This window comes from Occallatibacter savannae (assembly GCF_003131205.1).
Taxonomy (GTDB): Bacteria; Acidobacteriota; Terriglobia; order Terriglobales; family Acidobacteriaceae; genus Telmatobacter; species Telmatobacter savannae.
Genome location: NZ_QFFY01000009.1, coordinates 90,730 through 108,325, shown reverse-complemented (window position 1 = coordinate 108,325; position 17,596 = coordinate 90,730). Strand labels below are relative to the sequence as shown.

The 17,596-nt window shown below is 59.9% G+C and carries 12 protein-coding genes; 4 read left to right on the top strand and 8 right to left on the bottom strand.

The annotated features are described in order from the left end of the window. Positions 1-79: 79 nt before the first annotated feature. From alaC to DHV10_RS25275, 4 genes are all read right to left on the bottom strand, one after another. A complete protein-coding gene (gene alaC / locus DHV10_RS25290; RefSeq protein WP_109489211.1) occupies positions 80-1,270 on the bottom strand; it encodes an alanine transaminase in 1,191 nt (396 codons plus the stop codon). 390 nt (positions 1,271-1,660) lie between these two features. After that, complete coding sequence (locus DHV10_RS25285) at positions 1,661-2,692, bottom strand: alcohol dehydrogenase (RefSeq protein ID WP_109489210.1); 1,032 nt, start codon at positions 2,690-2,692, stop codon at positions 1,661-1,663. A gap of 93 nt (positions 2,693-2,785) precedes the next feature. Beyond that, on the bottom strand, positions 2,786-4,432 hold the full coding sequence (locus DHV10_RS25280) for a hypothetical protein (protein ID WP_162601881.1): 1,647 nt from the start codon (positions 4,430-4,432) through the stop codon (positions 2,786-2,788). A 5-nt stretch (positions 4,433-4,437) separates the two neighbouring features. After that, positions 4,438-5,565 carry a c-type cytochrome gene (locus DHV10_RS25275; RefSeq protein WP_109489208.1) on the bottom strand — a complete coding sequence of 376 codons (1,128 nt, stop codon included), beginning with the start codon at positions 5,563-5,565 and terminating at the stop codon, positions 4,438-4,440. 193 nt (positions 5,566-5,758) lie between these two features. Between DHV10_RS25275 and tyrS the strand changes: the two genes are divergently transcribed. Together tyrS and DHV10_RS25265 are read left to right on the top strand one after the other, a co-directional pair. After that, a complete protein-coding gene (gene tyrS, locus DHV10_RS25270) occupies positions 5,759-7,030 on the top strand; it encodes a tyrosine--tRNA ligase (RefSeq protein WP_109489300.1) in 1,272 nt (423 codons plus the stop codon). Between the two features lie 223 nt (positions 7,031-7,253). Further along, positions 7,254-7,721: a hypothetical protein gene (locus tag DHV10_RS25265; RefSeq protein ID WP_109489207.1), complete on the top strand. Its 468-nt coding sequence runs from the start codon at positions 7,254-7,256 to the stop codon at positions 7,719-7,721. Here DHV10_RS25265 and DHV10_RS25260 read toward each other — a convergent pair. Further along, positions 7,696-9,735 (bottom strand): PP2C family protein-serine/threonine phosphatase, encoded by a 2,040-nt coding sequence (locus tag DHV10_RS25260; protein WP_162601880.1) that lies wholly within the window; start codon positions 9,733-9,735, stop codon positions 7,696-7,698. The two genes, DHV10_RS25265 and DHV10_RS25260, sit on opposite strands and share 26 nt — an antisense overlap. A gap of 717 nt (positions 9,736-10,452) precedes the next feature. Here DHV10_RS25260 and DHV10_RS25255 point away from each other — a divergent pair. Further along, positions 10,453-12,525, top strand: a complete 2,073-nt coding sequence (locus DHV10_RS25255) for a bifunctional diguanylate cyclase/phosphodiesterase (protein WP_109489205.1) — start codon at positions 10,453-10,455, stop codon at positions 12,523-12,525. A gap of 220 nt (positions 12,526-12,745) precedes the next feature. Further along, the gene (locus DHV10_RS25250; RefSeq protein ID WP_109489204.1) at positions 12,746-14,035 is read left to right on the top strand and encodes an ATP-binding protein; all 1,290 of its coding nucleotides are present in this window, start codon (positions 12,746-12,748) and stop codon (positions 14,033-14,035) included. Positions 14,036-14,105: 70 nt separating this feature from the next. Here DHV10_RS25250 and DHV10_RS25245 read toward each other — a convergent pair whose 3' ends face one another. The 3 genes from DHV10_RS25245 to DHV10_RS25235 all read right to left on the bottom strand — a co-directional run bounded on the left by DHV10_RS25245 (position 14,106) and on the right by DHV10_RS25235 (position 17,421). Further along, positions 14,106-15,044, bottom strand: a complete 939-nt coding sequence (locus tag DHV10_RS25245) for a UDP-glucuronic acid decarboxylase family protein (RefSeq protein WP_109489203.1) — start codon at positions 15,042-15,044, stop codon at positions 14,106-14,108. Between the two features lie 112 nt (positions 15,045-15,156). Beyond that, complete coding sequence (locus DHV10_RS25240; RefSeq protein ID WP_109489202.1) at positions 15,157-16,605, bottom strand: UDP-glucose dehydrogenase family protein; 1,449 nt, start codon at positions 16,603-16,605, stop codon at positions 15,157-15,159. Between the two features lie 60 nt (positions 16,606-16,665). Continuing rightward, the gene (locus DHV10_RS25235; protein ID WP_239462039.1) at positions 16,666-17,421 is read right to left on the bottom strand and encodes a WecB/TagA/CpsF family glycosyltransferase; all 756 of its coding nucleotides are present in this window, start codon (positions 17,419-17,421) and stop codon (positions 16,666-16,668) included. Positions 17,422-17,596: the final 175 nt, after the last annotated feature.

Sequence of the window (17,596 nt, the reverse complement as noted above, 5' to 3'; positions counted from 1 at the left end):
TGGGGATTACGCCCCGGTCCCCAAGTGCGAGGGACCGGGGGCACCCGACTATTTTCTAAGCTAGAGCGGTAGTCGAAGATTAAACTCCCACAGTCACATTCTTCCCCAGCATCGCCTTGATCCCGCGAATCGCCTGTCTGGTTCGCTCTTCGTTTTCGATCAGCGAGAAGCGCACGTGGCCGTCGCCGTAGTCGCCGAAGCCGATTCCGGGAGAGACGGCTACCTTCGCTTCGTTGAGAAGCTGTTTCGAGAATTCCAGTGATCCGAGCTTGCGATAGGCCTCGGGAATCTGCGCCCAGACAAACATCGTCGCCTTGGGCGATGGCACCGGCCATCCGGCGCGGTTGAGGCCTTCGATGAGAACATCGCGGCGGCGCTGGTAGGTGTCGCGGATTTCGGCGACGCACTCCTGCGGACCTTCGAGCGCGAGGATCGACGCGACCTGGATGGGCGTGAACGTCCCATAATCGAAGTAGCTCTTGAGCCGCGCCAGCGCGCTGACCAGCACCGGGTTGCCGACCATGAATCCAACGCGCCAGCCGGGCATGTTGTAGCTTTTCGAAAGCGTGAAGAACTCGACCGCCACATCCTTCGCGCCCGGAACCTGCAGCACGCTCGGCGGCTTGTACCCGTCGAAGCCGAGATCGGCGTAGGCGAGGTCGTGAATGAGGTGGAAGCCGTATTCGCGGGCCATCTCGACCAGGCGCGCGAAGAAGGGCAGCTCGACGGTCTGCGTCGTCGGGTTCGCCGGGAAGTTGACGATCAGCGCCTTGGGCCGCGGCGTCATGCGCGGAATCAGCTCTTCCAGCTGAGCGAGGAATTGATCCTGGTCCTGCACGGGGACGCTGACCACGTGAGCCCCGGCGATGACAGGACCGTAGATGTGGATCGGGTAACTCGGGTTTGGCACCAGCACCGTGTCGCGCGAGTCGAGAATGGCGAGGCAGAGATGCGCGATGCCCTCCTTCGAGCCGATGGTGACGATGGCTTCGGAGTCGGGATCGATGTCGACGGCGTAGCGCGTGCGGTACCAGTTGGAGATGGCCTTGCGCAGCCGCGGAATGCCCTTGGAGACGGAGTAGCGGTGCGTCACCGACTTCTGCGCGGCCTCAATCATCTTGTCGACGATGTGCTTGGGCGTGGCTCCGTCGGGATTGCCCATGCCGAAGTCGATGATGTCTTCTCCGCGGCGGCGCGCGGCGACCTTCATCTCACCGGTGATGTTGAAGACATAAGGTGGCAGGCGCTGAATACGGCTGAACTCTTCCATGGTTCTCTCCAGAATACGACGTGAGAAGTTGCCCGTTACCAGTTTTCAGTTGTCAGTAGAGGATCACCCAGCAGCCTTCGGTAACGGGCAGACGAGCTCTTCCGCTGAAGACTGATGACTGAGAACTGTTTTTCTGAGGGGTAACGAGTCTAGGCGGCCGGAGCCGCCGCAGCACGCGCCGCAGCCGCGCTGGAGAAGCGAGCAATTGCGACGGAGGTGAAGATTTGCTGCATGACGCGATTATACCGTGGCTGCGAGCGACAGACCCAGCGGACGCTCCCATTCATTTCGCGATGAAGCCGCGAAATGAATGGGGCACAATTCCCGTTGTCTGTCGGTCTGAGGTTTGCGATTACGCCTGATCCCTGATCACTCAGAACTGACCACTGATCACTGACCGCTAACGTTCAGCACTACCCGAAAGCGCGCTTTGCCGGACATCATACGCTGGTAGGCTTCTTCGGCCTTCTCGAGCGGGTAGACCTCGTTCATCGGCTTCACACCCTGGAGCGCGCTGAACTTGAGCGTGTCTTCCGAATCCATGCCGGTTCCCGAGGGCCAGCCGGCGACAGTGCGGCGGCCGAGGAGCAGCGGGAAGGGATTGATGGTGATCGGCCCGTCTTCGGGCGCGCCGACGACAATGAACTTGCCGGCTGGAGCCAGTCCGTCCAGCACCCAGTCGAAAGCCTTGGAACTGGTGATGGTGGAGAGGATGATGTTGGCTCCGCCGATCTTCTGGAGTTCCTTGGCCGGATCCTGCGTGGTCGAGTCGATGTAGACGTGTGCGCCAAGCTGCTTCGCCAGCGGCGCCTTGTCCTGGCCGCGGGCGACGGCAACGGTGCGGTAACCGGACTTGGCAGCGTACTGGATCGCCAGGTGCCCGAGGCCGCCGATACCGAGGATGACGACCGTGTCGCCGGGACGCGCGCCGGAGTTGCGCAGCGCGTTAAAGGTGGTGATCCCGGCGCAGAGCAGCGGAGCGGCATCTGTGTCGCTCAGTTCCGGAGCCATCAATGCGAGGGCGTTGGCGGGCGCGATGACGTAGTCGGCATAGCCGCCGTCGTAGCTGATGCCGCTGATGGGCTGGTTCTGGCAGAGGATGAAGTCGCCGCGCCGACAGGGATCGCAGAAGTTGCAATGGCCGCCGTGCCAGCCCAGCCCGACACGCTGGCCGGGCTTGAACAGAGGCACGTCGGCAGCGACTGCATCGACCACGCCTGCGATCTCATGCCCGGGCACGCGCGGAAATTGCACGCCGGGCCACTGACCTTCTTTGGTCAGCGAATCCGAGTGGCACACGCCGCACGCATGAACACGGATGCGGACTTGTCCCGGTCCGGGTTCGGGGAATTCTTTCTCGATAAGTTGGAATGCTCCGCCCGCAGCGGGCACCTGCATCGCGCGACCTTTCACACTTGGCATAGCTCAGGTATTCTCCTGCGGCCTTGGATGGCGGCCTGAAGGGTAAGTTGCAGGTATTTTGTGAATGCCGCGTGAACTCTTGCGGGCTCAGGGCTAAAACTTGCCTTCGGCTTCCGCGAGCACGATGGCCGTCTTCTTCGAGTCAGCTTTGTAATACGAGATGAAGCGCTGCGGCTCGGCTGCCTTGTAGGGCTCGAGATTGTGTGCCCAGCGGAATCCGATGGGCTGATACCACAGCTCGGCCTTCACCTGATAAGGGCCGCCGCCCTGGCTGGCTCGGATCGCGTAGCGGATCTGCGCCGCTCCGCCGACGAAGCCGGGATCGTCATGCGCGCCGCCGACCACCGCAATGTTCGGGTCGGCGGTGACCTTGTCGAAACCGGTGGGCAGAATGCGGTTGTCCTTGAGGTATCTGACGGCGCTCAACAGGCCGGTCGTGACGTGCCCGTTCGTATCTCCGAGGATGGGCTCGAAGATTTCGACCTGATCGGGACTGGTGATCTCACTGTAGTGCGGCTCGAATTTCAGCGGATCGGCATCGTTGTCGTTGCCAACGATCGAGCCATCGGGATTGAGCGCTCCGGATTCGAACACGGTACGGCCGGCGTTGTCCTTCACCGTCACGTGCAGCCAGGCGCGCCGTGAGGGATAGGCGGTCGGCATCTTGTGCCCGGTCAGGTTCTGGACCTTCACCATGAAGGAGACTCCGTCATCGCTCTTCTTCAGGTCCAGCACCTCGAGTTTCGCTGACTGCGTGCGCAGGAACTCGGAGGTGCGATTGATGGCGGCCTGGAGTTCTTCGGGCTGGGCGGCGGTGTCGAGTTCGTCTCGATGCTCGTTGAGGAGCGCGGGCAGGAGGAAGTTGCCGCCGAGGAAGACGTGGCGGTGCATGCCCACGCGCTTCACGCCGTAGAGCGCGGTGATGGGCATCTCGCCCTGGACTGCGGGCATGTGGCAGTTCTGGCAGCTTTGCTTCTTGTTGTAGTCGCTGTGCTGCCACTCCTGGTAGGGCATCTGCTCGGGGAACTCGCCCATCGCCTTGCCGCCGGGGCCGCGCACGGTGGTGATCAGCGTGTGGCAACTGCCGCAGAGCGCCGAGTCGCGAATATGGACGGCCTGCTGCGGGATGAATCCCTTGGTGGACGACTGCATGATCGTCTTGTGCCCGGCGTCGGGCAGGAATGGACCGTACTCCTCGCGGTGATCCTGGTCGCGATGGTTCTGGTTCGTCACGCCGGCGACTTCAACGTTGCCGTTGTAGGTCTGCGGCGTACCGAGGCCTTTGCGTTCGATCTGGTGGCAGACCGAGCAGTTGACGCCGTCTTCGGCGAATGCATCCTTGTCGTGCTTTCTGAGCAGCGGCAAACGCGAGAAGACGTCGGTCTTTCTGCCTTCAGCCTTGTCGATGAGGTGCTGCGCAGCCATGTGGCAGCTCGCGCACTCGTCCTGCACATCGGCGCTGAGTTCCGGATGGTCGAGGGACTCTCGCCGCACGCTGCCCTGCCAGTAAGGGTCGCGCGAGGAGTTGGCCATCACGCTGGCGCGCCACTGCAGCCCGATGGAGACGTCTTCGCCCTTCGGGGTTTTCAGGTTGTTGTGGCAGGCCACGCAGCGATCGGCCGTATGGAAGTCCTTGTGGGCATCGGGATGCGAGGCAGCGCGCACTTCTCTGCCGCGCAGGCCGGCAAGCGCCAGAGTTACGGCGGCAACGCCGAGGATGACGGGAAGAGACCGGCGCATCTCCATCACCATCCGTTCCAGAAGTGGCCTTCGGCCCAGTCCCACAGCACGTAGAAGTAGACCTGCGGTGAACGGCCCGCAGTATCGGTAACCGGAGTGCGCACGCCTACGTTGACACGGACATGCTGCCGTTTGCTGGCTGTGACCTGCATTTCGGGCATGATGTCCCAATCGGTTTTGGCGCCATCAACCAGATCGCGCGTGGCGAGGAACTCGACCATTGGCGACCATTGGCGGCCGAGGCGATTGTCCGGCGATAGCGTCTGTCCAAGAGCCGTGTACCAGAAGAGGCTCTGCGGACTCTTCTTCGTGTCGACGGGCAGATCGGCGCCCATCTGGAACTGAATCCAGGTGTTGGTTTTGAAGAGCTGGTCGACCGACGCGAATGGTTCAAAGGTCGTTGTGCCGGCGCCGCCAAGCCTTGTGCTGCCGGTTGGCGGCAGGATTCCGCCTTGCAGGGCGAAGATCGACCCCGAGTGCAGGTTCGAGTACATCACCTGCTTCCAGCCGAGGGTAATATCGCCGATGTGATTGTCCCAGGCGTGATTCGAATTTTGGAATTGCCAAGGGACATCGACTTCGAGCTGGCCCTTGGTACCGAAGGCCTGTTCGTGGATTACGTGCGTCTCAAACCCCGGCGCGCCGCTACCGTTCACGCCGGTCGACCATACGACTTCGTCTTCAGGGAAAGCCTTCTCGGTCACGATCGCACGCGGTAGATTCAGCTCGCCTCGAGGCCAGTGCTGGTTCGTACAGAATGTGCGGATGTAGGCGACCACGTCATCGATCTGGTCGTTGGAGAGCAGGTCTCTGAAGCGCGGCATGATGGTCGAGAAGCCGAGATACGGACCGCCATTCACGATGACGGCTTTCCACGCAGAATTCGGCTCGGGGGTCGTTTGATCGCAACGGGTGAAGTCAGGCCAAGTGTCGGGCCGTTTGAATTCGGTCAGCTTCTCATCGGCGCCTTTTCCGTCAGCGCCGTGGCAGGCAATGCAGCCGCCTTCGTAGATTGTCTTTCCGTTCTTGGCATCGGGTTTGCGTGTGTACACCAGCGTCTGCGCGGAGAGGGCGAGCGAGGTCGTAGCCAGCAGCATGACAGCTGACAACGCTAGAAACAGGCCTCGACGCATCTACGGTGCTCCCCTGGGATGATGAAACTCGACTACCGGTATGTCCGACTGAATTGCTTCGGCTACTTGACCGCTCTGATGCAAAAGTATCTGATCCTGATGCATTTGAGAGGAGTGATGACAGATTCTTCATCCCCGGTTTTTGATCCGGCTTGAACTCGGTGGGGACTCTTCAATCTTTATACTGGACGAGATGAGTACGTTTCTTCCTGTTGATGAGCAGATGGATCTGCTGCAGAAGGGCGCAGCCGAGATTATCCGTGTCTCCGACCTCCGCGAGCGCCTTGAAGAGAGCCGCAAGACGGGCCGCCCCCTTCGAGTGAAAGCCGGCTTCGACCCGACTGCCCCGGACCTGCACCTCGGTCATACAGTGCTGATGCGGAAGCTGCGCCACTTTCAGCAGCTCGGACACCAGGTGATCTTCCTTGTCGGCGATTTCACGTCGCTGATCGGCGACCCGACGGGTCGTAACGTCACGCGCAAGCCGCTGACCCGCGAGCAGATCAACGAGAACGCGGAGACGTACAAGGAACAGGTTTTCAAGATTCTGGACCCGGAGAAGACTGAAGTTCGCTACAACTCCGAGTGGCTGGGCAAGCTGGACTACGAAGGAACGATCCGGCTCACAGCGCACTTCACTGTCTCGCAGATGCTCGAGCGCGACGAGTTCCACAAGCGCTTCCAGGCCGAACAGCCCATCAGCCTGCATGAGCTGCTGTACCCGGTTATGCAGGGTTACGACTCAGTCGCACTGGAATGCGATGTGGAGTTGGGCGGTACCGATCAGCGCTTCAACCTCGGTTGTGGCCGCGAGTTACAGCGCCACTACGGGCAGAAGCCGCAGATCATTCTGATGACGCCGATCCTCGAAGGCACGGACGGCGTGCAGAAGATGAGCAAGTCGCTCAACAACGCAATTGGGATCAACGAGCCTCCGGCGGAGATGTACGGGAAGCTGATGTCGATCTCCGACGAGCTGATGTGGAAGTACTGGGTCTTCCTCTCGGACCTGAAGCAGTCGGAGGTGGATGCGCTGCAGGCGGAGGTCGCGGCCGGCAAGGTTCACCCGATGGAGGTCAAGAAGCGGCTGGCGCGGACCATCACGGCTGGATTTCACGGGGAAGACGCGGCACAGCATGCGGACGAGAACTGGGCGCGCATGTTCCAGCAGAAAGAGGCAGCCGAAGACCTCGAAGAAGTCCACATCGCCTATGCCGACCTGGTGGGGCCGGCGAGCGCTCCGGGGGACCTGCAGATTCGCGTGCCCAAGCTACTCGTGCAGATTGGACTGGCAGCGAGCGGAGCCGAGGCCAGCCGGAAACTGGTAGAGAAGGCCGTGAAGATTGAGGGCGAGGTCGTCACCAATTCAGCGATCCCTCTCGATTCTCTTCCCGCGAGGTTGGTGGTGCGGCTGGGCAAGCGGGCCAAGGTTGCCGTGATCGGCGGGTACGGCGAGGGGAACTAGTCCCTTTGCGCGGAACGTTCGAGAACCGCAGCTTCGTCACATCGCATTGTGATCCTGATTGACACAGAATCAATTCTGGATTGAGATGTTTCCGCTCTTCCTGCGGTCTGTATCCGCGTGCCCAAATCAACGAAGTTGATCTCAGGGCCCCGCTCGCGTTGTTCTTGTTCTCCACGCAAATTTGAGACCAGCTTCAAAGCTTCTCTAGAGTGGAGGAAAAGGTATGCCCAGAAAGACAGGTTGCCAATACCCATTGGTAGACGACAATCGCCGCCTCATTATGGCGATGCAGAAACCACTCGCGGCGCCGTTAAGCCACCCTTTTGAAATCGATGATCAACACCCATCTCTTTACGCCGCCATCGAAGATCTGATGATCTACGAGCGTTGGGTGAGCGAAGTCGTTCTTCGAATCGCCTTTCGCTGGATCGACGAAAACAAAGAGAAGGTTTACCCGGCAGTTCCAAAGGGACTGGAAGACGATATCGGTGTCGTCATTAATGCAGCTTACAAGGCTGTGATGAAGGAGACCCTGATCTTAGGAGACGACGTCACTACGCGCCCATTGAACCCGACTTGGGTCAAGATCATTGAGGGCCTCCAGAAGGCAAGGTGTGAGGTATTCGCAAAAAAGGGACAACTGCTAGAGGAGACCGCGTGCATCCCTACTGAGGAGCAAGTTCCGGCGTGATCTCGTCTTTCACATCTGCTTGTTTGCTCTCCCCGACATAGGCGAGCGTCACCACAGTGACGTCATCATCTTGACCGAACCGTACAGCCTCCTCCGCCGCTTCAGAAGCGCTTGGAGTGGCAGCAAAGAGCTTCTGAAGCCGGCTGAACCCATAGAGTTCGCCGGCTTTGTTGCGAGCTTCGAGGAGTCCGTCTGTATACAGCGCCAGGTGATCACCAGGGCTGAAGTGCATAGTCCTCTGATCGTAGTGGGCCGCTGGATCGAGACCGAGCGGGAGCGCGCCCGGAATCTCCAGCGAGCGCCAGTTCAGGAAAGGAGGCGGATGGCCTGCACTCGACATCGTACATTCGCCAAGTCTGTCTATGCGCACCGCAATGCAGGTAACAAAGCCGTGGTCCATCTGCCCGCAAAGCCTCCGATTCAATTCAGTAAGCAGCGGACCGGGATCGGCGAAGAGATCTGCCAGTATGCGCAATGTAGCAATGACATAGGAAACGCTCAGCGCAGCCTTGAGCCCGTGCCCGCTCACGTCCCCGAGCAGCAGGAGCGTCGAGCCATTCGGGTCCTGGACACTCGGAATGAGCTGAAAGAAATCACCGCCAACCTGAAGAGCAGGTTTATAAGAGCTGGAAATATCGAACCCGGGCGTTCTGTGCTGATTCTCCGGAATGAGGATTCGCTGCAATTCGCGGGCACTGCTGAATTCGTTCTCAAGCAGCAACTCGTGCCGCTGTTCATCGCGATAGCTTATGTACACGGCTGAAACGATGGCGATCAGGAGTAACGCGCGAGCAAGTGTCGCTGCCGAGACGGCGTTGCCATCGATCAGCAGGAACGGGCGTTCAAGCTGATCGCCAATGGTCCAGCCTGTGAATCGCTGCCCTTGTTTCAGCGCCTGCTGAATCGCGATGAACATGCCGTCGGAGAATGCGAGAGCTGCCACGATCCACGATGCGGGTTTGAGATGCTTCCTGCGATAAATGGCAAGGCTGACCAGCAGAACAGGCAGGATCTGAATGAGCGTTGAAACCGTTGTGATCGCGGCATCGCCGGCTTGCACCGGAAACAGCCATGCAGGATTCCACGCCAACGAAAGAAGGATGCCATCAATTGAGGTGATGACGATGCTGATGATCGAAAGCGAAATCACAACGCGGAAAACGGCGCGATCTTCGTTCAGGCGCATCAGCCAGAGCAGCAGCAGCCACAACGATACGTCGTGCAGGGAGTGCACGGGCTGCAGCAGGCCCATCGCAACAGAGTAGGGCCATGCAAGATGCGCATCGCGCAATATGCCGGCCAACACAGGCGTCAGAGCATAGCAAGCCATCCAGAGTACCAGCCATTGTGCGCGATTGCGCCACCATGCCAGGAAACTGAGTAAAGCGATGAGCCCGAAGGTCAAAGACTCGCCGAAGCGGAGCTGCCGGCTTTGCAGCCAATCGTAGTCGATGACTGCCTTCGCGGCCGTTATTGAGTTGGGGCTGCCGATTACCGGCGCGCTGTCAAAGCCTCCCTGCTCGCCTGAATCGTCTGAAAAGAGCGGAGCTTTCCAGACCCGAAATGCGAGCAGTCCGCTGGTTCCCTGTTCTATCGCGAAAACCCTTGGCTGCTGTGAGACCCTCCACTGCGGCCAGGGCGGCATCTTGCCATCGCCACCCACCGGGTTCCCGTTCCAGAAGATCTCGTAGACGTCATGGATCTGCGGCACGAGGAGGGAGAATCGCTGCGCGTTCTCCGGGGCGCAAGAGGCGAAAAGATGGATTCGGTACCAGCCGTAGCCTGTGTAGCGCTCAAATCCCTGCCGACCCCAGGGCAGATCACCTCTGATCGTGCTCCACTCCGAGTCGTCGAAGGATGGGGATGCCCAGCGCGGATCGTCGCCCACCTGGAACTTCCAGGGACCGATCAGGGCGATGGCTCCCGTTACGACTCCGTCCAGGCAAATTGGCGGAACGGGTCGCGACTCCGCACCAGGAGCGGCTGCGGCAGCGAGCAGGAAGAACAGCGGCACGCACCGTAATCTTGCTGACCGGGCGAGCATGTCGCCAGCATACTCCCGGATCCACGGTTCAGACAGAATTCGGAGTGATCCTGATCACCAGCGGCGAAGCGCTTGTCGCAAGCTAAACTTCAGGGGAACCCGATCACCCTGCCCTGATCACTCCACCGCACATCGGTACCGAGCAAGAAACCTCCTGAAGCCATCTGCAGTACCGGAGCGAGTAGTTACTTTCTTCGATGCGTGCGAGGCACTTTGTCGATGAGCGCCCAGGGTCACTAAAGTTTGGCTGGCCACCCGAAGGTACATGCGTGCCTGCTCGAAAGCATTCGAATTGATATGAGAGCGTGAAAGCGCAGCTTCGTTCTCAAGTGTCGCGCAGTGTTGAGCGGAGCAATCCCTGCATTCTCAACGAAGCTCTCGCGCAGAATGCGATTCCGCTGCAGTGGAAAAGCATGGACCCTGCAAGCGCATCGGAAATTTGACCAGCCCTGGCATTCCCTGAATGGCTTCGAGCGTCTTGAGACTCACACAAAAGTGGGATCCGGAGCGATCAAATTCCCCGAAGATTGAATTCTCTGCGAGTGCACGAATGTGATTACGGTGGTGTTTCGCCAAGGTGACGATTTACTCCGTTTTTCCTCGCGACTACAACTCTCAAGTCATTGAAAATACGCATGTGGACGATAGAATTCGAGCACAACAAAGCTGCAAGATCGGCCAAATTTAATGTCGGACAAGCCTACTTTAGAAAGTCGGGGATTCCTTGAGCAGGCTCCGGTGGGGATCGTTCACGCCACGCCGGAGGGGCACATTCTCCGCTGCAACGTGGAGTTCGCGGAGCTCATCGGATACCCGCGCGAGGAAGTCCGCGGCCTGATGTTTCAGGAGATTACTCCTGACGAGGACGGCAAACAGGCCATCGGCTCTTTTCAGAAGCTCTGGACCGGCGCAACCGACGCATTGAGTCTCGAGATAAGGCTTATCCGCAAAGATGGCAGTCTCACGCGGACGCGGTTTACGGTGTCGCTACTGCGCGATCGCGAGGGATGGCCCTCGCATCTGCTGGCTCACGTTGAGGGCATCGGCAAAGCAACGGAGGCGCAGGCGGTGGAAGCTGCTGCAGCGGTGCACGAGCCGATCAAAGAGAACCGCTATCGCAGCGCGTTTGAAACCAGTCCCGATGGCGTATTGATTGCGCGCGCAGAAGACGGCAAGATCGTCGATGCCAATCCTTCGTTCCTCCAGATCATGAACTTCAATCTTGAGGAGGTCGTCGGGCGCACGTCGGTGGAACTCGACATGTGGGCCGACGGGGAAGACAGCAAGAAAGTCGCGGAGGCCCTCCAGGAAGAAGAGGCGGCTCGCGATCTGGAAGTGCGTCTGCGCCGGAAGAAGGGCGAGATCTTCTGGGCTGAGCTTTCCGCATCGTTCGCCGAGGTTGAGGGCGAGCCGTGTGTCATCTCGTACATCCGGGACGTTTCGGAAGCGAAGGCCGATGAAGAGAAGATACGCAGCCTTGCGTTCTATGACACGCTGACCGGACTGCCCAACCGCAGGCTGCTGTGGGAGCGGCTGCGCCAGGCGCTGGTTTCGAGCATCCGCAGCGGCAGCAAACATGCGCTACTTTTCGTCGATCTCGACGGCTTCAAGTCGCTGAACGACACGCTGGGCCACCACATCGGCGACCTGCTTCTGCAGGAGACCGCGCGCCGTATTCAGAACTGCGTCCGTGAGGTTGACACGGTTGCGCGGCTCGGCGGTGACGAGTTCGTCATTATTCTCGAGGACCTCAGCCAGATTCCAGAGATTGCCGCTGCGCAGGCGCGAACGGTGGGCGGCAAGATCCTCGGGGCAATCGATCAGCCGTTCCTGCTGGACGGACGGGAGTGCCACACCACCTCCAGCATGGGCATCACGGTATTCGGCAATCAAAACGAGAGCACGAATGAGGTGCTGCAGCAGGCCGACATTGCGATGTACCAGGCCAAGGCGGCGGGACGGAACGCGATGTTCTTTTTCGCCCCGGCGCTGCAGGCTTCAGTCGACGCACGCGTGGCGCTGGAGCGCGATCTGCGGCAGGCGATCCGCGAGAATCAGTTCTCGCTCTTTTATCAGCCGCAGCTCGATCGCGGCTTGCTGACAGGCGCCGAAGCTCTTCTGCGCTGGCGGCACCCGTCACGCGGGCTGATCGCGCCTCATGAGTTCGTACCGCTGGCCGAGGAGACCGGGCTGATTTTCCCGCTCGGCAGCTGGGTACTCGAGACGGCCTGCATGCAGCTGGCGCACTGGGCGGAACGCAAGGAGGGTGAACATCTCTCCATCGCGGTGAATGTAAGCGCGCGGGAATTCAGGCAGCCCAAGTTCGTTGACCACGTCCTAGCGGCGCTCGACCGCACCGGGGCCAATCCGAAGAAGTTGAAGATTGAGCTCAGCGAGAACATGTTCGGCGAGAACGTCGAAGAAGTGATTGCGAAGATGAACAAGCTGAAGCAGCACGGGATCAGCTTCTCGCTCGAGGACTTCGGCACCGGGTACTCGTCGATGACGTACCTGAAGCGCCTGCCGCTGGACCAGATCAAAATCGATCGGACGTTTGTCGGCGAAATCCTGAAGGATCCGATCAGCAGCGCTGTGGCGCAGGCGATCATCTCCTTTGGCAAAGCTATGGGACTGTCGGTCATTGCCGAGGGCGTGGAGACGGAAGAGCAGCGGGCGTTTCTGGCGAAGCTTGGCTGCCACTCGTTCCAGGGGTTCCTGTTCAGCCACCCTCTGCCTCTGGGCGAGTTCAACGAAGCGTAAACGTTGAGCGGCCGCCGGTCCGGCTGTGCCGCAATGCCCGAGCCGTCCTAAGTACCGCGTTATCAGAGGGCAAGCTGGCGCCGTATGCGGCTACGGGCCGATCCGCACAGAGGTGTAGCCGAAGTGATTACCGCCGTGCCGAGCAGACAACCAGTTTTGTATTTCCAAATAGCCCTGACGAATGAGACATATAGTAGTACCTATGTCGTGGGATAACGCGATGGAACCTCTGCTGAATCTTCAGGAATTCATGAAGACCTCCCCGTCCGCGGGGCCGACGCACAAGCCTCTCAACATTGGGGAACTGGGGCTTCGCCAGGCCGTTCTCGAAGACCTCGCGCTGAAGCATCTCTACCTCTCCGGCCCTTTCTCGACGCTGGACATGGCAAAGCACATGAAGATCAGCTTCGAGGTAGCGAGCGAACTGCTGAAGCGACTGCGTACCGAGCAGCTTTGCCAGGTGACCGGTCTCAGCGGGCAGATTCCTAACCTGGCAATCACCTCGCAGGGCAGAACGCGTGCGCAGGAGCTGCTGGCGCAGAGCCAGTACACCGGTGCGGCGCCCGTCCCGCTGACGACCTACGTCAACCAAGTGAAGCTGCAGAGCGTGTCGCACGTGGAAGTGCACCCTTCGGACGTGCAGCGGGTGTTCACGAGCATGGTGCTCGACGACAGGATTCTGTGGCAGCTGGGAACCGCGCTCAATTCAGGAGCAGCGATCTTCCTGTACGGCCCGTCGGGCGTCGGCAAGACGACGATTGCGGAGTTGCTTTCGAAAGCGCTCTCAGAAGACGCGGTCTGGATTCCTTACTCGATTGAGATCGACGGCCAGATCATTACCGTCTACGACCCGACGCTCCATCAGCGCATGGCGCACATGGAGCCTCCGAATCATGACGAGCGCTGGGTGTTGTGCCAGCGGCCCTCGGTGATGGTTGGCGGCGAGCTGACCATCGACATGCTCGACCTTCAGTACAATCCGGGATCGAAGTTCTACACAGGCCCGGTGCAGATGAAGGCCAACAACGGCGTGCTGATCATCGACGACTTCGGACGGCAGAGGGTGCGGCCGGACGAGCTGCTCAATCGCTGGGTGGTTCCGCTGGACCGCAAAATCGACTTTCTCACGCTTGCCGGCGGGCGCAAGATCGAAATGCCGTTCGAGATGCTGGTCGTCTTCGCGTCGAACCTCGATCCCGCGCAGTTGCTCGACGCGGCGTTTCTGCGCAGAATTCAAACAAAGATCTTCATCGGCGAGGTCAGCGATGAGGAGTTCTGCGAGATCTTCCGTAGGGTGGCGTCGGAGAAGAAAATCGAGTGCGACGACTCCGTTGCGCACACGCTGATCGACTTTGTGCATGGCACTCTGAAGCAGGAATTGCGTTCATGCTACCCGCGCGATATCGTGAACCAGATTTGCTGGGCAGCGAAGTACGAAGGGCGGGAGCCGCAGATCAATCACCGCACCGTGATGCGCGCGATCGAGTCGTACTTCCTGACGAAAGACTAGCTCTTCCATTGAGACAAACAGAAAGCGCGCCCTGTCGGCGCGCTTTTCTTTGTACCGAGGACGTTGGCGGTCACGCCACGGCTTCGATTGAAGACCTGAAATAATCCAGGCTCAGTTTCAGACCTGTCTCGAGATCGATCTTCGGCTCCCAGCCCAGGAGGGTTCTCGCCTTCGTAATGTCCGGCTGGCGCTGCGTGGGATCGTCCTGCGGCAAGGGGTGGAACACGATCTTGCTGCTCGATCCTGTCACTTTCTTCACCGCGTTTGCGCAATCGAGGATCGTCCACTCCGATGGATTGCCGATGTTGACCGGGGTGTGCTCGTCGCTGCGCGAGAGCGTAAGGATGCCATCGATCTCATCGGAGACGTAGCAGAAGCTCCGCGTCTGGCCGCCATCTCCGTAGATGGTGAGATCGTCGCCGCGCAGAGCCTGGGTCATGAAGTTGGAGATCACCCGGCCGTCGTTGGCCTGCAGGCGCGGGCCGTAGGTGTTGAAGATTCTGACCAGCCTCGTGTCCACGTTGCGATAGCGGCAGTACGCGGTAACCAGGGCCTCGGAAAAGCGCTTAGCCTCGTCGTACACGGAACGCGGCCCGATGGGGTTTACATTGCCCCAGTAGGCTTCTGTCTGGGGATGTTCGTCGGGGTCGCCGTAGCACTCCGATGTGGACGCGTGCAGGAACCGGGCCTGGTATTTCGCCGCGATCTCCAGGATGTTGCGGGTACCAGCGGAACCGACCATGAGGGTCTCGATGCCCAGGCGCATGTAGTCGGCCGGGCTCGCAGGAGACGCAAAGTTGAATACGTAGTCGACTTTACCGGGGTCGAACGGCTGGCAGATGTCCTGCTCCAGGAACTCGAAGCGGGGTTCGTGCTCGAGGTGCGCGAGGTTGTCCAGAGAGCCGGTGCACAGGTTGTCAACGCCGAGCACCTCATGTCCCTCGGCCAGAACGGCATCCGTGAGGTGAGAGCCGAGGAAGCCTGCAGCTCCGGTGATCAGCACGCGCATCGCCTAAACTTTCCCTTCCGCAAAGCTTTCAGCCATCCGAATCCGCGATAACACGCACTGCTCAAGAAGATTCAGCCTGCTGCTTTTGATGCCGGAGACTCACGTATTGCGATTACCCCTTGCCGTTTTCGCGCCGTCGCGGCAAGAAGAACGCGCCGACAGGATCAAGCGGTTGCGCCAGCCCCGGTCGTCCCATGCTCAGATAGGTAAACCCGGCCTTGCTCATGGTCGCCGCGTCGTAAAGATTTCGCCCGTCGATCACGATTGGGTAACGCAAGGTGTAGTGGAGCTTGGCTAGGTCGAGCTCGGCAAACTCCTGCCAGTCGTTGAGAATCAGCAGAGCGTCGGCATCCTGCGCGGCTACGTAGGGATCGTCGACGTAGTGCATCCTCGCTGACTCAGGAATGATCTCCTGGCAGCGCTTCGCGGCGGCGGGATCGTACGCGTAGACGTTGCTGCCCTCGGTCAGCAGTTTCTTGACGATGTCGACTGCGGGGGATTCGCGAATATCGTCCGTGCCGCCCTTGAAGGCCAGCCCAAGAACGCCGATCTTCTTGCCGCGGAAGGTCCACAGCGCGGAACGAATCTTTTGAAAGAATCGCTGTTTCTGCTCTTCATTGATCTTCTCAACTTCGTGCAGCATGGCAAAGTCGACTCCCACCTGTTCGGCAACGTGGCGGAAAGCTGCGACGTCTTTGGGGAAGCAGGAACCGCCGTATCCAACGCCGGCGCGGAGAAACTTTGGGCCGATGCGCGAATCCATACCGATGCCGCGCGCTACTTCTTCCACGTCAGCGCCCGCAGCCTCGCAGATGTTGGCCACAACGTTGATGAAGGAGATCTTGGCGGCGAGAAATGCGTTCGAGGCGTGCTTGATGATCTCGGCCGCTTTGGTCGAGGTTTGCAGAACCGGGGGCGGATCGAGAGCCGTTCGAGGCCCTGGAACGGATCCCGGAACGTTGTAATAAGACCCGCTGGTCAGCGGCTCGTAGATGTTCCGCAGAATCTCGGCGGAGCGATCGGACGGCGCGCCAAGAACGATACGGTCGGCGTGCAGGAAGTCCACGACCGCAGTGCCTTCGCGCAGAAACTCGGGGTTGGAGGTCACATCGAAGAGATCTTTTGGCACGCCATTGCGCTCAACCACGCGACGGATCCACTCGTTCGTGTAGACCGGTACGGTGCTTTTTTCGACGATGACCTTGTAGGAGTCAATGGAGCGCGCAATCTCACTGGCGACGGCATCGACATACGAGAGGTCGGCGCTGCCCGTCTCGCTCTGGGGCGTGCCCACGGCGATGAAAACGGCCTGGGCCGATTGGGTAGCGGCGCGCAGATCGGTAGTGAATTCGAGCGTCTTGCCGCGATAGCGCGCGAGCAGTTCAGGCAGGTGCTCCTCGTGGATGGGGACGCCGCCCTCCTGTAACATGCGCACCTTGGCTTCGTCGTTATCGACGCACACTACACGATGGCCGATCTCCGCAAAGCACGCGGATGCTACCAGCCCGACGTAGCCGGATCCGACTACTGCGATCGTCGCTGAATTCCTTTTCGCGTCCACTTAGTCATACTCCCATCTGGTGTGCAGCAGCGTGCACCACCGGATCATCAATTTTTGCAGTTATCGGATCGCGCCAGCTTGCGGGGCCGGAAGTTCGGTCCGATACCTCCACAGGAGCGGTATCAGGCGGGGTGCGGCGAGGTACCGAGGGACGAACTTGCGCGGGGACGAGATGCAGCGGAAAAGCCAGCCCAGATACAGCCGGTCCGCCCAGTTCGGGATTCTGACCTGGTCTCCGCTCAAGAACGCGATTGCGGCGCCAATGCAATGAATTGCCGGAAGATACCCCAGATTGCGCTTCAGGTAGAGCCCCAGCCGTTCCTGTGTTCCTCCACCCACGGTAACCACAATGTGCCTGGGTCGCAATGCCCCGAGAGTGTCAAGCAACTGGCAGTCTTCAATGGTCTTGCCGTACATCGGCGCGTTGTAAACGCATTCCGCGGGCACTTCGATGCCCTGCGACCGAAGCCAGGCCAAGTTCTTGCTGGCGCTCTCGGCCCCGGCCATGATCCAGAAGGTATTGCCGGGCCGCCGCACGTCCTCAAGTTGGAGGAGAGCGCGAAGGTATTTCAGGCCGGAGAGCCGTGGGATGGAGTCCCTCTGCATCCAGTTCCACAGGATGACCATGAATGCCGAGTCGGCGATGGCGACATCGGCATTGAGCAGCGCGTCCCGGTACTCCTCGTTGTGAGCCATGTCTTTCAGAGCGGGTGCGGCAGGGACAACCAGGAGGCCTCCACGGGAGAGGCGGTCGAAGACGCCCTGGACGTCACCAACGTAGAAGTTGATTCCGAGGATCTGTCGTTCAAACGACATCAATTGAGAATCCATTCGCTGATTGAGCGGCTAATTCTTTCGTTGATTATGGGCTTTCGTGCGTCTGGCGGTGCGGTCGAGAAGAAGCGCCAGAGTGATCCGGTGACTGCAATCCATCGTGAATCGAAACCGTTCGCCCTGGCTCATTGGTGCGGGCGACTCAGGGTTAAACCGT